This is a genomic window from Flavobacterium plantiphilum (genome assembly GCF_046000495.1).
Classification (GTDB): domain Bacteria; phylum Bacteroidota; class Bacteroidia; order Flavobacteriales; family Flavobacteriaceae; genus Flavobacterium; species Flavobacterium plantiphilum.
In genome coordinates this window covers 331,776-348,883 of sequence record NZ_JBELQA010000002.1, presented here as the reverse complement: position 1 = coordinate 348,883, position 17,108 = coordinate 331,776, and the positions used below count along the sequence as shown (strand labels likewise).

Below are 17,108 nucleotides of genomic sequence, written 5' to 3'. Positions count from 1 at the left end.
CTTCTTTGCGGTTAGAAAATTCAAAAAATGACTAACATACAATTCATCGCTAAGTCTGTTCAAACAGCAGCCATAAATATTCAAAAAACCGTTCAATTATTAGAAGAAGATTGCACCATTCCGTTTATTTCCCGTTATCGTAAAGATACTACAGGGAATCTGGATGAAGTTCAAATTGAGCAGATTGCCAAATTAAACAAAGAATACGAGAGCATCGTAAAAAGAAAAGAAGCCATTCTTAAATCTATAGAAGAGCAAAAAGCGTTGACGCCGGAATTAGAGAAAAAAATACAGCAAAGTTTTGATTTGCAAGAACTGGAAGATTTTTATTTGCCATACAAAAAGAAGAAAAAAACAAAGGCCGATGTAGCCCGCGAAAACGGATTAGAACCTTTGGCAAAAATTATCATGGCTCAAAACAATGATGATGTTGATTTTATAGCTTCTAAATATTTGAATGAAAATGTGGTAAACGAAGATTCCGCTCTGCAAGGAGCAAGAGATATCATTGCCGAATGGATTAACGAAAATATTTTTGTTCGTAAACAATTAAGACGATTGTACCAACGAAAAGCGACCATTACAACCAAAGTGGTTAAAAGTAAAAAGGAAGAGGAGGGAGCCCAAAAATTCAGTCAGTATTTTGATTGGTCAGAACCTGTTTCTAAAGCACCATCGCACCGATTATTGGCGATGTTGCGTGCCGAGAATGAAGGTTTTATCAAGTTTAAAGTCGAAGTGGATGTTGATGAAGCTTATGATATTATAGACGAATTGGTTTTAAAAGGACAAAATGCCACTACGCCTCATGTGCAATTAGCCATTGAAGATAGTTACAAACGTTTGTTGCAACCCGCTATTGCAAATGAAACTTTACAGGAGGCTAAAGCAAAGGCCGATGCCAATTCGATTCAGGTTTTTGCCAATAATCTAGGGCAGTTGTTATTGGCTCCGCCTTTAGGAGAAAAACGAATTTTAGCCATTGATCCCGGTTTTAGAAGTGGCTGTAAAGTAGTTTGCCTGGATGAAAAAGGCGATTTGTTATATAACGAAACCATTTATCCGCATGCTCCTCAAAATGAATCGGCCATGGCAATGAAAAAAATCCGTTCGATGGTTAATGCGTATAACATTGATGCTATTTCCATTGGTAACGGAACAGCTTCGAGAGAAACAGAATTCTTTATCAAAAAAATTGCTTTTGACCGAGAAGTACAGGTTTTTGTGGTTTCTGAGGCTGGAGCATCGGTCTATTCGGCTTCGAAAATTGCTCGAGAAGAATTTCCTAATTATGATGTAACGGTTCGTGGTTCGGTTTCTATCGGTCGTAGGCTGAGTGATCCTTTGGCTGAATTGGTAAAAATTGACCCGAAAGCCATTGGCGTAGGCCAATACCAGCATGATGTGGATCAAAATAAGTTGAAAGAAGAACTGGATTCCACTGTAATTCGTTGTGTGAATTCGGTGGGTATTAATATCAACACGGCGAGCAAGCATTTGTTGAGTTATGTGAGTGGAATAGGAGAGAAGCTGGCCGAAAATATTGTGCAATACCGTTCTGAAAATGGTCCTTTTCAAGATAGAAAACAATTGAAAAAAGTGCCTCGATTAGGTGAAAAAGCGTATCAGCAAGGTGTGGCTTTTATTCGAATAAAAGAAGGAAAAAATCCATTAGACAATTCGGCAGTACATCCGGAAGCTTATCCTATTGTGGAAAAAATGGCCAAAGATTTAAAACTTTCGGTAAATGATTTGATTGCCAACAAAGAAAAAACAGCTTTGATAAAAGCAGAAAATTATACCAATGAAACGATTGGGATTTTAGGGATTAAGGACATTATCAAAGAATTAGAAAAACCAGGTTTAGATCCAAGAAAAGTCGCTAAAGTTTTTGAATTTGATCCAACGGTAAAAACGATTAAAGATTTAAAATCAGGAATGATTTTACCCGGAATTGTGAATAACATTACCAATTTTGGCTGTTTTGTTGATTTAGGAATCAAAGAAAGCGGTTTGGTTCATATCTCTCAGCTTAAAGCAGGCTTCGTAAGCGATGTAAATGAAGTAGTGAAGCTACACCAACAAGTACAGGTAAAAGTAACTGAAGTAGATGAAGATAGGAAACGTATTCAGCTGACGATGGTTATTTAAAATTTAAAACAAAAAATCCCAAAATCCAACATTACTGGAATTTGGGATTTTTTTTTTAACCCTTTTTCGATTTCCAAATAAAACCATCCAAGAGATAATGGGTAAATTGAGGTACTGTTAACAAGGGTACAATTAAAAAATACCAATTAGAAAAATCTTTTGTTGTGCCTGAAAATTGTTCGTTCCAAACCAGAATTTCCCATAGGTATTCTTCAGAGAAAGCAATAAAAAGTAACACGATTAGAAATAGTAAAAGTCCTTTGAATTGTTTAAAATAGAATAGCCAGTTTAATTCTGATACTGGTTTTTTATCTATTTCATTGAGATAAATTAAGGCGATATAGGGAATTCCATGAGAAACTACATTTAGCAATGTAAATATTAAATAGTTATTAAAATATACAATGCCAAAGTACCAGGATAAAATAGTACCAACAATTATGGCATTTTTTGGAATATTAAAATATTTAGTTTTAAGGGATAAATAGATTGTTCTAATTATGTAAAAAACAAGAATAGAAGCATATATCCACGTCAAGATTGAAATTAAGTAAGGCTCATGAAAATGTATAAATTCATTTTCAACAAACCAGTTAAATTTTCTGGGAGCCGATAAAAACCAATACAGCATGGGATAGATGGTTGCGTTGTAAATAATTAAATTATCGATCCAAGCCCATTTTTTTGATTCATTTCGGGCATATAAGCGCATAAAACCGTATTGCTGTCTAATGAAATGAAAAACGGCTATATAAGCCAATACAGACCAAAAAATACCACTTCCAAAAGAAAACAAAAATATTCCAATCAGAAAACATAAAACAGGTAATCCAATTAATAGTTTTTTTCTTTTTTGAAATTCACTTGCTACAAAATAAGTCTTAAATAAGGTGGCGTAAACATGAGCTACATCAATAAAAACAATTAGAAAAAGCCAGGTATAAAAGGAATATTTATCTTCTATTTCCTGAAGTTGTTGTTGGAATAAAAATACTATTGTGACTACCAAAAAGGAAGGTAACAATATAAATAAACTATCCGTTTTTGCTTTATGAATCCAGGGTTGTTCCATCAATCATTGTGTTTATTGCGTTAATTCCCTGATGAAAGGCTTCTTCAAAAATGGATATACCAGATAGATCACTATGTGCAAAATAAATTTTATTTTCAATGTTTTGCGCTGCTTCTTTTTTGGCTTGACCATAAATAAAACCGGGGGTAGGGCTAATCATTCCATGACCTAACAGATGGATTTCAATACTTTCAGTGGCTATTTCTATAGTTGGATGAGCTATTTTTAAATCATCAAATACCATTTGTTTCCAATATTCTTTGGATTTTTTATACAATGCTCTTCGAGTTCTTTTTAAATCAGAAGATGAAAAGCTGTAGTAATATGTAATTACTTTCTTATCCTGAAGTTGCTGTAAAGATTGTTGTTGGTCATATACATATCCTAAACCTTTAGCCCCGTAAATTACATTGTCCCAACATAGGGGATAACTGCCGTTATCGCTTAACTCTGAAACTACTAATGTAGCCAGTAACCATGGTGTATAGTGAAATTTTGAAGTAAAATCTTTTCTGTTTTTTAAGAGATATTGATTGACAAATTGAGGTGTGGCAAGCAAAATTTTATCGGCTGTAATAGCGATGGAACTTTTTGTATTATTGTTAAAAATTTTTGCAATAGCTTTATTATTCTTGGTTTCAATGTTATAAACCAAATGGTTTTTTAACGATTTGTCCTTTACATATTTTTGCAAATGATGGGCTAATTTGGCATTTCCTTCAGGCCAAGTAAGTACAGTATCTTGCTTGTTTTGTGAAGTATTTTGTTTTCTTCCTGCAAAATAGTGAATACCAGCATAAGCAGAAACATATTCTATCCCTAAACCAAAATCATCTTTGCAACAATAATCAATATAATTATATAAAGGGATCGACGAAAAGTGATTGTTTTCAAACCATTGTTTCATTGTGATAGCATCTAATTCTTTTAGCGTTTCATCCCTGGAAGATTCGGATAGCGGAATCATAAACCAATATTTCCCCTTTTCGTCTTTTTTGATCCTAAAATAATCCATTAATTTAAAGAAACGGACTAATTCTTCATCCTCAAGAGATGTATTTCCTTCTTTTGGCACCACACCTTCTTGCCAATTATTTTTGTAAAATAAACGCTCGTCTGGCGCAATGGTAAGTTGGGTTTCATCAAATTTAGGAAAACCTTGAGTGTCATAGCCTAAGATGATTTTTTCTTCTTCTAAAAATTCCAATAATGCTTTGTCTTCCATATTGGGTAAGGGTAAATAATGGGCTCCTAATGGATATTTAGAATATTTATTTTCTCCATTAGATGAATTACCTCCCAAATGATCTTCTAACTCAACCATTAGAAAATTAGTGATTCCTTTTTTAGTTAATTGTCTTGCGGCACTTAAACCCGAAATCCCACCGCCAACAATTAAGTAGGGAACTGAAATTTCCTGAGATGGTTTTGGGAAATTTTGAACACGCAATTGGTGTCCCAAAATATGATTGGTTCCTGACAATCGAATCAAGAGGCTAATTGCTTTTTCTTTACAACTATCTAAAAAAGGGATAGCGAGTAAAGAAGCGGCAACTATTTTGAAGAAGTTTCTTCTTGAATTATTGTAATTTTCCCCATTCATCATCGAAATAGCGTACTAAAATTTGGTTATCTAATCGATTGATTTCAATATCTTTTGAAATCATATCCTGTGAAAAATAATTGAATTGATCAAATTGATAATTGTAAAAACGTAAGTTATTCAATTTTCGGTTTACGGTATTAAAAGTGGTTCCAAATCCATTGATAGCAATAGTATAGCCCCATTCTCCAAACGAAGGAACATAAGCGTGATAAGCATCTACCTGAGGAAAAACCTGCATAACTGTTTTATTGATGCACCAAAATGATTTGGGTGCAAAATAAGGAGAGGTAGTTTGTATTACTACTACAGCATCTGTTTTTAATAATTTTTGAATAGTAGCATAAAAATTAAGAGAATATAATTTACCTAAACTATAATTGGAAGGATCAGGAAAATCAATGATTACGACATCAAATTTTCCTTGACAGTTTTTTGCCCAAACATAGGCATCTTTGTTATAAACACTAACTTTTGAATTATTAAGCGAATTTTTATTAAAACCAGTCAATATGGTATTGGTTTTAAACATTTTGGTCATGCCTTCGTCTAAATCTACCAAGGTTATTTTTTTAACCTGTTTGTATTTTAAAATTTCTCTAACAGCCAGTCCATCACCACCGCCTAAAACTAAAACGTTAGATACGTTTTTTGCCATCGATAAAGCAGGATGAACTAAAGCTTCATGATAACGGTATTCATCCGCGGAACTAAATTGCAGATTGTTGTTGAGATACAATCTGTAATCGCTTTTGTTGTGGGTTAAAACAATTCTTTGGTAAGGAGTTGTGTTCGTGTAAATAATGTTTTCCCCATACAGTTTTCCTTCTGAAAAAGATAAAATTTTATCGGAAAAAATGAAAACGATGAGTAAGATTAAAAAGGATAAAATTGCTTTGCTTCTTAATAGGTTTATTTTTTTGATTTCCTTTTTAAGCATATAACACAAAGCAATGGCTATTGATACATTTATCAATCCGAAAAACAAGGAAGTACCCATAATACCTAATTTAGGCACTAAAACCAAGGGGAAAAGGATAGAAGCTAATAATGCTCCGATATAATCAAAAGTAAAAACATTAGATACTAAGTCTCTAAACTCAACTTTATTTTTTAGGATATTCATTAAAAGCGGAATTTCTAATCCTACTAAACATCCTGTTACAAAAACAAGGAAATAAAGTATAAATTGAAAGGAATTGATACTTTCAAACATTAGAAATAAAATAACCGAACTCAGTCCTCCTATTAAACCCACTAAGATTTCAATTTCAATAAAAGTATTGAGCAGGTTTTTGGTCAAAAATTTTGAAAAATAGGAGCCTATACCCATAGAAAATAGATAGACTCCAATGATGAAAGAAAATTGTTTTACTGAATCACCTAATAAATAACTAGCTAATGTACCCGCAACCAGTTCGTAAACTAGTCCACAGGTAGCAATAGTAAATACGGCAAAAAGTAATAAGTATTCAAATTTTAAAAACTTTTTACCCATGAATTGCGGCACTAATAATCATTGAAATTCCAATGATAAAGGCTGCAAAAACAATTGCTAAAGCCACATTATTGTTTTTTGAGATTTGATCCCAAGTGTTTTCAGGAGTCATTTTTTCGATGATAAAATAAGCAATCAATAGAATGATAATTCCTAAAAGAGAAAAAACAATTGAAGCTAAAACGGGTCTCATAGTTAAAATATCCATAGTATTTTGGTTTTATTATTTGTGGTAAAAATGGTTGATACTACTTCTGTTCGTAGAAGGTTTATAGTTTTCGGTCGATTCGCAATCGCAAATTCGGTTTCCCGTGATGTTATAGTAAATAAAAACGCAATAGAAAATTCCGCCAATTAAAATAATCAGATAATTGTTTTTAATAAAAGATATAATTTTTTCCATTTCAATTGTTGTTATTCATTCCATCTTCTTTCTTCAAAATTTTTCTCCAGATAATATACTCCAATAACAAAAACGGTCATAAATATATAGACCATCCATACATTTCGCATAGAAGGGCTCGACCAATTAACCTGTAATTGAATGGATTGGTTTTGAATATCTTCTATAGCTTTCATTGGTGTAATTGCCAAATGGTATTTACCGGCTGAAACTGCGCAGATATTAAATTCTACAGTTGGATTTCCTTCAGTCCAGTTTTCTCCATCTGTATAGCCATGATAATATTCGATGTCTTTGTTGGCATAAATTTCTTCACCAGTAGTTTCATTTATCAAAGCTACTTGTATATTGGCCCAGGAATTATCAACATTAGAATGCGCTCTTACAGACAATGGAGCAGCGCTTCCCTTTAAATTAAAAGAAGGCGTTACAAAATCTTTATTGCTAAATCGATCAAAATAAATTTCGGTATTGAGTACATTTTTTTCAACTTGGTCTTTATTAAGAAACCAATTGGTAAGCAGAATTAATAAGCCAACAACGCAAAAAGTTAACGCTAAATTCCTAATATTAAATATAAAAGGCTGTACTTGTCCAATGCCTTTTTTGGTGGGTAAATTGGAGACTCCAAAAGCTTTTTTTATCTCGCCTTTTGAAATATGTTTACCTAAAAATGCCGTTTGTTCATGTCCTAATTTTTCAAAAGAAAGTATCAAAGGCGGGTTGATGTATTCAATTAGCTCAATTTTATCAAAAATGTCGAAATCAAAAAATCCCTGTGCAGCAGTTAATTTTGGATAGAAATAATCGAATCGATTATAAATATTGTCTTGATATTCTACAGTCAAAGGGTGATTGCCTACTTTTTTATCAAATTTAATTTCATTTAAAATAATCCAGTGTCCAGCTGCCTCAGATAAATATAAAAAATCATTTTGTTGTGATTCTAAAATATATTCAGTCCATTCAAAGCCTCTATTTTCTTTAACAAGAATTCCAGTAATTTTATATTCTTTATTATCAAAAGCTGCTGTTTGGCCTAATTCTAATTTTTCATCAAAAGAGTATGGATTACATTTATTATGAAATTTGAGACCTACATCGTTACTGTTTTTATATACATAATTACAGTTAGGACAAGCAAAAGTTGTTACTTCAAAATTAACGTCCAGTGAGGTTGTTGTGTTGCAATTGAAACAAGAAACGGTCATATTCTATCGGTTAATTTCGAAATCTTTTAAAATTATTGCCTCAAAATAATTTATGTAAGCATTGGTAATTGCTTTAACTTTTTCGGTATTATCCTGAAGATAATTACACAAATATACATCTAAAGTTAATTGTTTGAATTCAGGCCAGGTATGAATACAGATGTGAGATTCTTTCAAACAAATAGCAATGGTAAAACTATTGTTATCAAAATCATGTTGACTAATGCCTACTTTTTCTAAGTTGTATTTTGAAATTAAATCTTCAGAAAAAGAGATAAAACCCTCACTATAAAAGAGTTTTTCAGTTTTTTGGACTTCAAGGGTTACTAATTTGTGCAAACCCGGTGAATAAGTATTTGTAGTCATTTAAAATGATAAATATATTTTGAATAGTACACCAGTTAACGGTAGTAAAATTTTTACTAATGTAATAAAAATTAGTATGCCGTATAAAATATTTAAATGTAAGGCGAAGGTAATTGAATTGAAATTCGAATTCAGCTGACGATGGTTGTTTAATTCTAAATAATGAGGTTTAATAAAATCAAACCTCATTATGGTTTGTTTGTGCTTTTTTAAAGATGAAAAACTCCGCCAACATTAAAACTAGTACCAACATTCGTTATATCTACGTTATTAGTGGATTTACTGATATTAGTTAAGCCATTGAAATATTGAAAGTCTAATAATATACCAAACCTTCTAGTAACTTCGATTTTATAACCTATTCCGAAGTTAAATCCTAATTGAAAGGATTCTATATCACTAGAAGGAATTTCCATATCATTCACTTTAGCATCCAGTAAAAAGGAAGGAGCTAATCCAAAATTTAGATTCCATTTTCTGGTACTACCAAAATGCCAGTTCGCATTTATCGGGATAGTTAAATAATTCAATTTATCTTCCCATAAAAATGTATCACCAACATCATATTTACCTCCCATTTTATCAAAAATTAATCCAGAACGCAAGCTCCATCGATCATTAAAATAGTAATCTACTGTTGCTCCAAATTCCACTCCGGAATTAGAATCAGTGAAATCATCTTCATTATTTTCGAAGAAAGCAGAAGCTCCAATTTTAGGCGTAATTTCAATTACTCCTTTTTCTTTTACTTGCGCATTTGACAACCCAAAAGTTATAAGTGTCATTAATGAGAGTAGTGTTTTTTTCATTTTTTTATAAGTTAAAATTTACGGAGTAAATGTATTAAGTAAAAACTTATAAAAAAATAGTATTTATTCAAAAAACAAAAAATCCCAAAATCCAATTAATGTACTAATGGATTTTGGGATTTTTAATAAAAAAATAACTTTCTTATTTCGTTTCGTCTTCTTTTTTATCAGCCGGTTGTTGATCGTCTTTAGCAGCGTTTTTGAATTCTTTTATTCCACTACCCAAACCTTTCATTAATTCCGGAATTTTTTTACCTCCAAAAAGTAATAAAACAACTGCTAAAATAACCAGGATTTCTGTAACTCCAAATCTTCCCATGATCGAATAATTTATGCCGAAGCAAATTTGTATTAAAAACTGGCTACAAAGATAATTAGAATAACTTAATGAGGATTCAATTTCTGCCAATTATTTAATTTATATAACGTTAAAAATTATTTAATTTTTTTTTAATCATTTATAATGATAAGCTAATGTCAACTCAATACATTGATTGACATTAATTATTATATTTGTGAAATAAAGAAAAATCATGTCAGCCAAAAGATTAAAAAGAAAGAAACTTCATAAAAAACTGTTTACAAAAAACCGTTTGGTTATATTAAACGAGGATACTTTTGAGGAAACATTCTCTTTAAAACTGACTCTTATGAATGTGTTTGTGGTTGCATCTTTAGGCGCAATTTTCTTAATTGCAGTAACTACTTTTATTATTGCTTTTACTCCTTTACGCGAATTTATTCCGGGTTATTCTTCTACGAAATTAAAAAAAGATGCTACTGAACTCGCATTAAAATCTGATTCTTTGACCAGTATTTTAAAGAAAAATCAGGCTTATATCTCCTCCATCCAAAAAGTATTGACCGGACAATTAGATTATGCTAAATTCAATAAAGATTCTATTTTAGCGGCATCGGCAGACACAATTCAAAAAGTCGATTTATCGCCTTCCAAAGAAGAATTAGAATTGAGATCCGAGGTAGAAAATGAAGAGAAAAAAACACAGCAAACGGCTGTTAAAAAAAAGAAATAATTCTGAAAATTTTCTTCAGTAAATTATAATCAGCAAAACAAAATGTCAATAAAATCAATAGCGGCAAAACTATTTGCTAGAAATATTTATAAAAAAACGCAGCTTTGGACCAATAAGCCTGTGGCAACTCAACAAGCCGTTTTTGAAAGTTTAATTCAGGAAGCGCAACATACACAATTTGGGAAAGACCATCATTTCGACCGGATTAAAACTACAGAAGATTTTGCCATACAGGTTCCCATTCGGGATTACGAAGATTTAAAACCCTATGTTGAAAAAGTAGTGAAAGGCGAAAAAAATGTGCTGTGGAAAGGCAAGCCATTGTATTTTGCAAAAACTTCGGGAACAACATCAGGAGCAAAATATATTCCGTTAACTAAGGAATCCATGCCGTATCATATTGAAGCAGCCCGAAATGCCATTTTGCATTATATTCATGAAACTGGAAATGCCGATTTTGTAGATGGCAAAATGATTTTCCTGCAGGGTAGTCCTATTTTAGAAGAAAAATACGGAATCCAGTTTGGGAGACTTTCAGGAATTGTAGCCCATTTTGTTCCTAAATATTTACAAAAAAACCGAATGCCTTCCTGGAAAACCAACTGTATCGAAGACTGGGAAGCTAAAATTGATGCCATTGTCGAAGAGACTTTTCAGCAGAATATGACAGTAATTTCGGGTATTCCATCCTGGGTGCAAATGTATTTTGAACGCTTGAAGCAAAAGGCAGGAAAACCTGTAGGAGATATTTTTAAGAATTTCAATTTGTTCATTTATGGCGGTGTGAATTATGAACCGTACAGAGCTAAGTTTGAAAATTTAATTGGTCGAAAAGTAGACAGTATCGAATTGTTTCCGGCTTCTGAAGGATTTTTTGCCTATCAGGATTCGCAAAAAGAGAAAGGAATGCTGTTGTTACTGAATTCCGGAATTTTTTATGAATTTATAAAGTCAGAAGCCTTTTTTTCAGATAATCCTAAATCATATACCATTGGTGAAGTAGAGTTGGGAGTGAACTACGTGATGATTATTTCTACCAATGCCGGACTTTGGCGGTATAATATTGGTGATACGGTTCAGTTCACTTCTTTAATGCCATATCGTGTGATTGTTTCGGGTAGAATTAAGCATTATATTTCGGCTTTTGGTGAACATGTTATTGGTAAAGAAGTAGAAAGCGCATTGCAGGAAGCTGTAGAAGGAACAAACATTCGGGTGAATGAATTTACCGTTGCCCCCAAAATTACACCTTCAAGCGGTTTGCCGTATCACGAATGGTTTATTGAATTTGATTCCGAAGCTTCGGGGGAACCTGATGACATGGATGCCTTTGCGGAAGCCATTGATAACGCGATGCGTAAACAAAATATTTATTATGATGATTTGATTGTTGGGAACATTTTGCGAAAGGTGGTTATTACTAAAGTTCCTAAAAATGGTTTTCAGGAATACATGAAATCCATTGGAAAATTAGGAGGACAAAATAAAATTCCAAGACTTTCCAATGACAGAAAAATTGCTGACTTTTTATCTGAAAATTTATGAAAGAATCTAAAAATATATTAAGAACCAGAGCTCAGGAATCATCTGCTGCTATTGAAAAAATGTACATTACCATGCGGCATTTATTCAATAGAGGATTTTATAAACCCATGGGCATTTCGGGTGATACTCTGCGAGAAGCATTAATGACATTGCGACCGGAAATTTATGGAAATATTGCAGATGAAAAAGTAGAGTTAAAAGGACTTTTGTACGTTATTGAACGATTACCATTAGGGATTGAGGAATGTCGTTTTATTAATCTGACTTCGGATGAGGGATATTCTAAATCCCATTTTGAAGCTATAGTTCCTCCAAAAAGGAAACGGAATTGTTACCGGATTGATGCCGAGCAGATGAATGTCGAAATCACACGAGGACGTTCGGATATTTATGATATTCTGACACATCTTACTTTTATTTTTATAGAATCGCATAAAATTAAAGACAGGGTTTTAATTGATGAAGGAGGTGAAGTGTCGCGTGACTGGGTGAAATTAGAACAGGCGGTTTTAAAAAAAGATCCTTTAACTTTGGTTGAAAAAGAAATTGCCATTTCTCATGCAGCAAACATCTTAGCAAGAACTTTTGAAGATGTATTGGATATTTATGACGATTTTGGTTCAGAGGAAGCACCGGACCGTTTTTTACACATCATATTTTGGCTGGGGAAACTAGCCATGGAAGAAGTAGTAAGCAATACGAAGCGTACGATTACTTTTAGTCCCATTCTCAGAGAACGCTTAGGGCATCATATTCATGGCGAAATCTGGGCAAACAATATTAAAGAGGTTTTAAAGATCAACCAGCTTTTAGACCGTCCAATTCATATTATAAGTGCTAATATGCACTCGGTAATGAATTCTATTTTTGCTAAAAATGCATTAAAAAACACTTTAAAAGGTAAGTTAGACTTTGATATTTTTGAAGAGTTAAGTAAAGCTTCAGCAAGTGAAATCAGGAATATTGTAAAAGATGTTGCTTTTCAAAACGGAATGATTTTTTTACCAGAAAGTGTAGGAACAAACATTGATGTTCAGATTTTTGATACGGCTAAGATTGACTGGGCAAGTACTTCATTTCCCGAAGTCAGTTTTGGAGTTCAGAAACCGGTGTTGATTGTAATGGATTATGCTTTTGGTGAACAGGCATATGAAACGGTTGACGAGCTGTTAAAACCGTATAAAAAGAATACTTTTCTCAATGTGCAGTCGGTTTCAATAATGGGAAAAGCCGGAATTCTCGAAGGAGGAAAAGGAGATATTATGATTCCTAATGCGCACATCAATGAAGGAACTGCCGATAATTATTATTTTGAAAACGAATTAACTCCGGAGATGTTTGAGGGCAATGATATTGCTGTTTTTGGAGGTTCGATGGTTACTGTTCTGGGAACGTCATTGCAAAACAGAGAATTATTAAAGTTTTTCCACGAATCTACCTGGGGTGTTATTGGATTGGAAATGGAAGGTTCGCACTATCAGAAAGCGATACAATCGGCTTCTAAAATCAGAAAAAGTATTCCAAAAGATGTTAAAGTACGTTATGCTTATTATGCGTCGGATAATCCACTGGAAACAGGAAGTACTCTGGCTTCAGGAGGATTAGGGACTACCGGTGTAAAACCTACTTATTTGATAACCATTAAAATACTAGAACAAATTTTTAATATTAATTATAAAACAATTGATAAATAGACAGCTATGAAAAGAATATTGATTACAGGTGCAGCGGGATTTTTAGGCTCCCATTTATGCGATCGTTTTATCAAAGAAGGTTATTTCGTTATTGGAATGGACAATCTCATTACAGGTGATTTAAAAAATATTGAGCATTTATTCAAATTGGAAAATTTTGAATTTTATCATCATGATATTACCAAGTTTGTTCATGTTCCGGGTGAATTAGATTATATTTTGCATTTTGCTTCACCGGCAAGCCCAATAGATTATTTAAAAATCCCAATTCAGACTTTGAAAGTGGGTTCACTTGGAACACACAATTTATTAGGTCTGGCCAGAGTAAAAAAAGCCAGAATTTTGATTGCTTCGACTTCCGAAGTTTATGGTGATCCATTAGTGCATCCGCAAACAGAAGAATACTACGGTAATGTAAATACAATAGGCCCAAGAGGCGTTTATGACGAAGCCAAACGTTTTCAGGAATCCATAACGATGGCTTATCATACTTTTCATGGTGTAGAAACCCGTATCGTGCGAATTTTTAACACTTATGGTCCCAGAATGCGTCTGAACGACGGTCGTGTAATTCCGGCTTTTATAGGGCAGGCCATTCGTGGCGAAGATTTAACCATTTTTGGTGATGGCATGCAAACCCGTTCGTTTTGTTATGTAGATGATCAGGTAGAAGGTATTTTCCGTTTGCTGCATTCTGATTATGTGTATCCGGTGAACATTGGTAATCCGGACGAAATTACCATTAAAGATTTTGCCGAAGAAATCATTAAATTAACCGGAACTACCCAAAAAGTGGTATATCATCCATTGCCGGTTAACGATCCTTTACAACGTCAGCCAGATACTGCCAAAGCGAAGGAAATTTTAGGTTGGGAAGCTAAAGTAGGTCGTGCTGAAGGAATGAAAATTACCTATGAGTATTTCAAATCTTTGTCTCCGGAAGAACTTTCTAAAGAAGAACATAAGGATTTCTCAGATTATATCAAGTAAAAATGGAAGAGCCTTTAGTATCTGTAATTATTCCCACATTCAATTCTGAGAAATACATTTCGGATACTATTCAATCTGTTCAAAATCAAAGTTATCAAAATTGGGAAGTCATAATATTCGACGATGCTTCAACTGATGAAACCCAAACGATAATTACTCCTTTTCTAACGGATAAAAGAATCAAATTTTATTCGTTAGAAAAAAATTCAGGAACAGGTATAGCACGAAATCTGGCAGTTTCTAAGGCCTCAGGAAAATATATTTCGTTTCTGGATGCCGATGATTTGTGGAAACCGGAGAAATTGGAAAAACAAATCAATTTCATGCAAAAGCAAAAATTACCATTTACTTTTTCTTTTTATGATTGTATTGATGAGCAGGGAAATTCATTAAACAGAAGAGTAGAAGCACCTCGTAATTTATCTTATACACAGCTGTTTTTCTGTAATTATGTAGGTAACCTCACGGGGATTTATGATGTAGAATATTTTGGAAAAATCAGTATTTCATCTATTCGAAAAAGACAGGATTGGATGCATTGGTTGACTCTTCTGAAAAAGATTAAAACAGCAAAACCAGTTCCCGAAAGTTTAGCCATCTATAGAATCCGGAAAAATTCGCTTTCTACTTCTAAAACCGCTTTAATTCAATATAATTTTGCGGTTTACAGGCAATTTCACGGTTTTAATTGGATAGTTTCCGTGTTTTGTATGATTGGATTCTTGTTTACCCAATTGCTTATAAAACCGCTTTATTCTAAGAAGATTTAATTATTTTTTGTAGCCAATTTTGGTTCTTGGTTTTTCGTCTTCTTTTTTCTCTGTTAATTCATCTAAATAAGAGAAAACCAATTCAATATTTTTACCTTGATTTTCTAATTTTTTTTGAATTTGAACAATATCTAATTTCATTTCGGTGGTGTCCAGAAGCATTTGTCTTACTTTGGTAAAAATCCGCATAATTTGAATGTTGGTCTGAATGGCTTTTTCGCTATTCAAAACGCTTGAAAGCATTAGGATACCATGTTCTGTGAAGGCCATTGGAGCGTAACGCAAGCCCATTTTATCTGAATTGGAGGTCACAATTTGTGATCTCCAATTTTGAAACTCTTCTTTAGACAATTCAAACATAAAATCTTCAGGAAATCGGGATATATTTCGTCTTACGGCTTGTTTTAAAACTCTTGTTTCAATTCCGTAAAGTGTTGCTAAATCCCTATCCAGCATCACTTTTTGATTTCTAATGTAGTAAATGGTATTAGAAATTGTTTCTTCTGAAAGAATAAGTTTGGAATCCATCGCTTCATATTTTAAAAATACTAATATACGATTTTATTTACATCATAAGAAAGAAGTAAACTGTTTCAATTTTCCTCTTGCGGTTCTTTCTAAAGTGTTTTTTCTAATAAATGCAAAGTGCAAATTGGGTTCTAAATACAAAGCAATAGCTTGTTCTATTTTTTGAATTTGTACCAAATCTAATTCGGTTTCGCTGACATATTCGATTTCAAATTGATCTATTTCACGTTGTTTGATGACAAATTCCTTTACGTTTCCGTCGTCTTCAATAATGGATTTGGTAACATAATAAAACGTCAGTCCGGGCGATTTTTTTCCACTTGGGAGAATTGCGATATCATTGGTACGACCAATAAGTTGTTTCAAAATTGGTTTTTCTAATGTGCTTTTTTTGTCCAAAATTCCAATATCGCCAATTTCATAACGAATAAAAGGATGCGCTTTGTTGAAGAGCGAAGTAATCACAATTTTACCTTCAGTTCCATTTGGAACAGCATTATTATTTTCATCTAAAATTTCTACAAACAATGTTTCGGAATTGATTAGCCATTCTTCATTTGGATTTTGAAAAGCAATTAAATCCAGTTCCGAAGCCCCGTATTCATTGATAATTGGAATTCCGAATTGTGTTTCTAAAAGGATTTTATCATCTTCAAAAAGCATTTCGGAAGTGACCATACACACTTTCAAAGTAGGACAGATATCTTTTAAGATGAGGTTTTGCTTTCGCAAAAATTTGGCAAACAACACAATTGAACTCGTATAACCGTTGAGGTATTCGAATTTTGTTGTTTGGAATTTTTTTAGCACTTTTTCTAAAGCAGTATAGGATAAATCAAAAACCGGAAATCGGAAACGTTTACTTAAAAAGTCCTTGAATCGTTCTTTTTTGTAGCCCATAAAATCCAACGGAATCCCATAAAAACGAGCCTGAAGTGAACGGTTAAAATCGATTCCAAACCAGCCAAAACGATACATATTCGAAGCCCAGGTCAATGCATGACTATATTTATCTTTAGCAAAAACAAAGGGTTCGCCGCTGGAACCTGAAGTTTTGTTGATGTAGCAGGTTTTTGTCGAAAAACCTTTAGATAGTCTGGATTCGAGAGGAATTTGGAGATTGCTTTTGTTTAAAATAGGTAAATCTTTCCAGTTTTTATAGTTTTTAGAACCCACTAATTTTTGATAAAAAGAATTGTTTTCTAAATGAAAATCAACAATAGCCTGTTTCTGATTTTCAATAAATTGCTTTTTTTCGTCGGCGGAAAGTCCAACTATTTTGTCCAAATCGGATTTGGCTTTCCGGATGGGGAAACCATTTATTCGTAGCGAAAAATCAAAAATAGAAAACATGTGAGTGCTTATTTCTTCAAAAATACTATTCTGGTTAGAACTAAAGATGTAGAATCGACAACTTTTTAATAAATAATTATT

16 protein-coding genes are annotated in these 17,108 nt (G+C 32.9%); 6 read left to right on the top strand and 10 right to left on the bottom strand.

Annotation, left to right across the window (positions count from 1 at the left end; all coding sequences use genetic code 11):
- Nucleotides 1-27: 27 nt before the first annotated feature.
- Nucleotides 28-2,151, top strand: a complete 2,124-nt coding sequence (locus tag ABS764_RS04280) for a Tex family protein (protein ID WP_408080319.1) — start codon at nt 28-30, stop codon at nt 2,149-2,151.
- A gap of 55 nt (nt 2,152-2,206) precedes the next feature.
- Here the strand turns inward: ABS764_RS04280 and ABS764_RS04275 are convergent, their stop codons facing one another.
- The 8 genes from ABS764_RS04275 to ABS764_RS04240 form a co-directional block, all read right to left on the bottom strand.
- Nucleotides 2,207-3,223 (bottom strand): hypothetical protein, encoded by a 1,017-nt coding sequence (locus ABS764_RS04275; RefSeq protein ID WP_408080317.1) that lies wholly within the window; start codon nt 3,221-3,223, stop codon nt 2,207-2,209.
- Entirely contained in the window at nt 3,201-4,826 is a 1,626-nt protein-coding gene (locus tag ABS764_RS04270; protein ID WP_408080315.1) for an NAD(P)/FAD-dependent oxidoreductase, read from the bottom strand. The genes ABS764_RS04275 and ABS764_RS04270 overlap by 23 nt, the downstream gene beginning before the upstream one ends.
- Entirely contained in the window at nt 4,804-6,324 is a 1,521-nt protein-coding gene (locus ABS764_RS04265; protein ID WP_408080313.1) for a polyamine aminopropyltransferase, read from the bottom strand. Before ABS764_RS04265 ends, ABS764_RS04270 begins: the two co-directional genes overlap by 23 nt.
- A complete protein-coding gene (locus ABS764_RS04260) occupies nt 6,317-6,532 on the bottom strand; it encodes a DUF350 domain-containing protein (protein WP_408080311.1) in 216 nt (71 codons plus the stop codon). Before ABS764_RS04260 ends, ABS764_RS04265 begins: the two co-directional genes overlap by 8 nt.
- Nucleotides 6,533-6,738: 206 nt before the next feature.
- Nucleotides 6,739-7,938, bottom strand: coding sequence for a DUF4178 domain-containing protein (locus ABS764_RS04255; RefSeq protein WP_408080309.1), 1,200 nt, complete (start codon nt 7,936-7,938; stop codon nt 6,739-6,741).
- 3 nt (nt 7,939-7,941) lie between these two features.
- Nucleotides 7,942-8,304, bottom strand: a complete 363-nt coding sequence (locus ABS764_RS04250; protein WP_408080307.1) for an S-adenosylmethionine decarboxylase family protein — start codon at nt 8,302-8,304, stop codon at nt 7,942-7,944.
- A gap of 209 nt (nt 8,305-8,513) precedes the next feature.
- Nucleotides 8,514-9,113, bottom strand: a complete 600-nt coding sequence (locus tag ABS764_RS04245) for a porin family protein (RefSeq protein ID WP_408080305.1) — start codon at nt 9,111-9,113, stop codon at nt 8,514-8,516.
- A gap of 142 nt (nt 9,114-9,255) precedes the next feature.
- Nucleotides 9,256-9,432, bottom strand: a complete 177-nt coding sequence (locus ABS764_RS04240) for a twin-arginine translocase TatA/TatE family subunit (RefSeq protein ID WP_408080303.1) — start codon at nt 9,430-9,432, stop codon at nt 9,256-9,258.
- A gap of 214 nt (nt 9,433-9,646) precedes the next feature.
- Between ABS764_RS04240 and ABS764_RS04235 the strand changes: the two genes are divergently transcribed.
- The 5 genes from ABS764_RS04235 to ABS764_RS04215 are packed head-to-tail and all read left to right on the top strand — an operon-like array spanning nt 9,647 to nt 15,146.
- Nucleotides 9,647-10,147 (top strand): peptidase, encoded by a 501-nt coding sequence (locus ABS764_RS04235; protein ID WP_408080301.1) that lies wholly within the window; start codon nt 9,647-9,649, stop codon nt 10,145-10,147.
- 42 nt (nt 10,148-10,189) lie between these two features.
- A complete protein-coding gene (locus tag ABS764_RS04230; protein ID WP_408080299.1) occupies nt 10,190-11,692 on the top strand; it encodes a GH3 auxin-responsive promoter family protein in 1,503 nt (500 codons plus the stop codon).
- On the top strand, nt 11,689-13,386 hold the full coding sequence (locus tag ABS764_RS04225) for a DUF6909 family protein (RefSeq protein WP_408080297.1): 1,698 nt from the start codon (nt 11,689-11,691) through the stop codon (nt 13,384-13,386). The genes ABS764_RS04230 and ABS764_RS04225 overlap by 4 nt, the downstream gene beginning before the upstream one ends.
- A gap of 6 nt (nt 13,387-13,392) precedes the next feature.
- A complete protein-coding gene (locus ABS764_RS04220; protein WP_408080295.1) occupies nt 13,393-14,376 on the top strand; it encodes a UDP-glucuronic acid decarboxylase family protein in 984 nt (327 codons plus the stop codon).
- Between the two features lie 2 nt (nt 14,377-14,378).
- A complete protein-coding gene (locus ABS764_RS04215) occupies nt 14,379-15,146 on the top strand; it encodes a glycosyltransferase family 2 protein (RefSeq protein WP_408080293.1) in 768 nt (255 codons plus the stop codon).
- On the opposite strand, the gene ABS764_RS04210 is transcribed toward ABS764_RS04215, so the two are convergent.
- Nucleotides 15,147-15,674, bottom strand: a complete 528-nt coding sequence (locus tag ABS764_RS04210) for an ORF6N domain-containing protein (protein WP_408080291.1) — start codon at nt 15,672-15,674, stop codon at nt 15,147-15,149. It abuts the gene before it with no gap.
- Nucleotides 15,675-15,716: 42 nt separating this feature from the next.
- Nucleotides 15,717-17,027 (bottom strand): phenylacetate--CoA ligase family protein, encoded by a 1,311-nt coding sequence (locus tag ABS764_RS04205; RefSeq protein ID WP_408080744.1) that lies wholly within the window; start codon nt 17,025-17,027, stop codon nt 15,717-15,719.
- Nucleotides 17,028-17,108 lie beyond the last annotated feature (81 nt).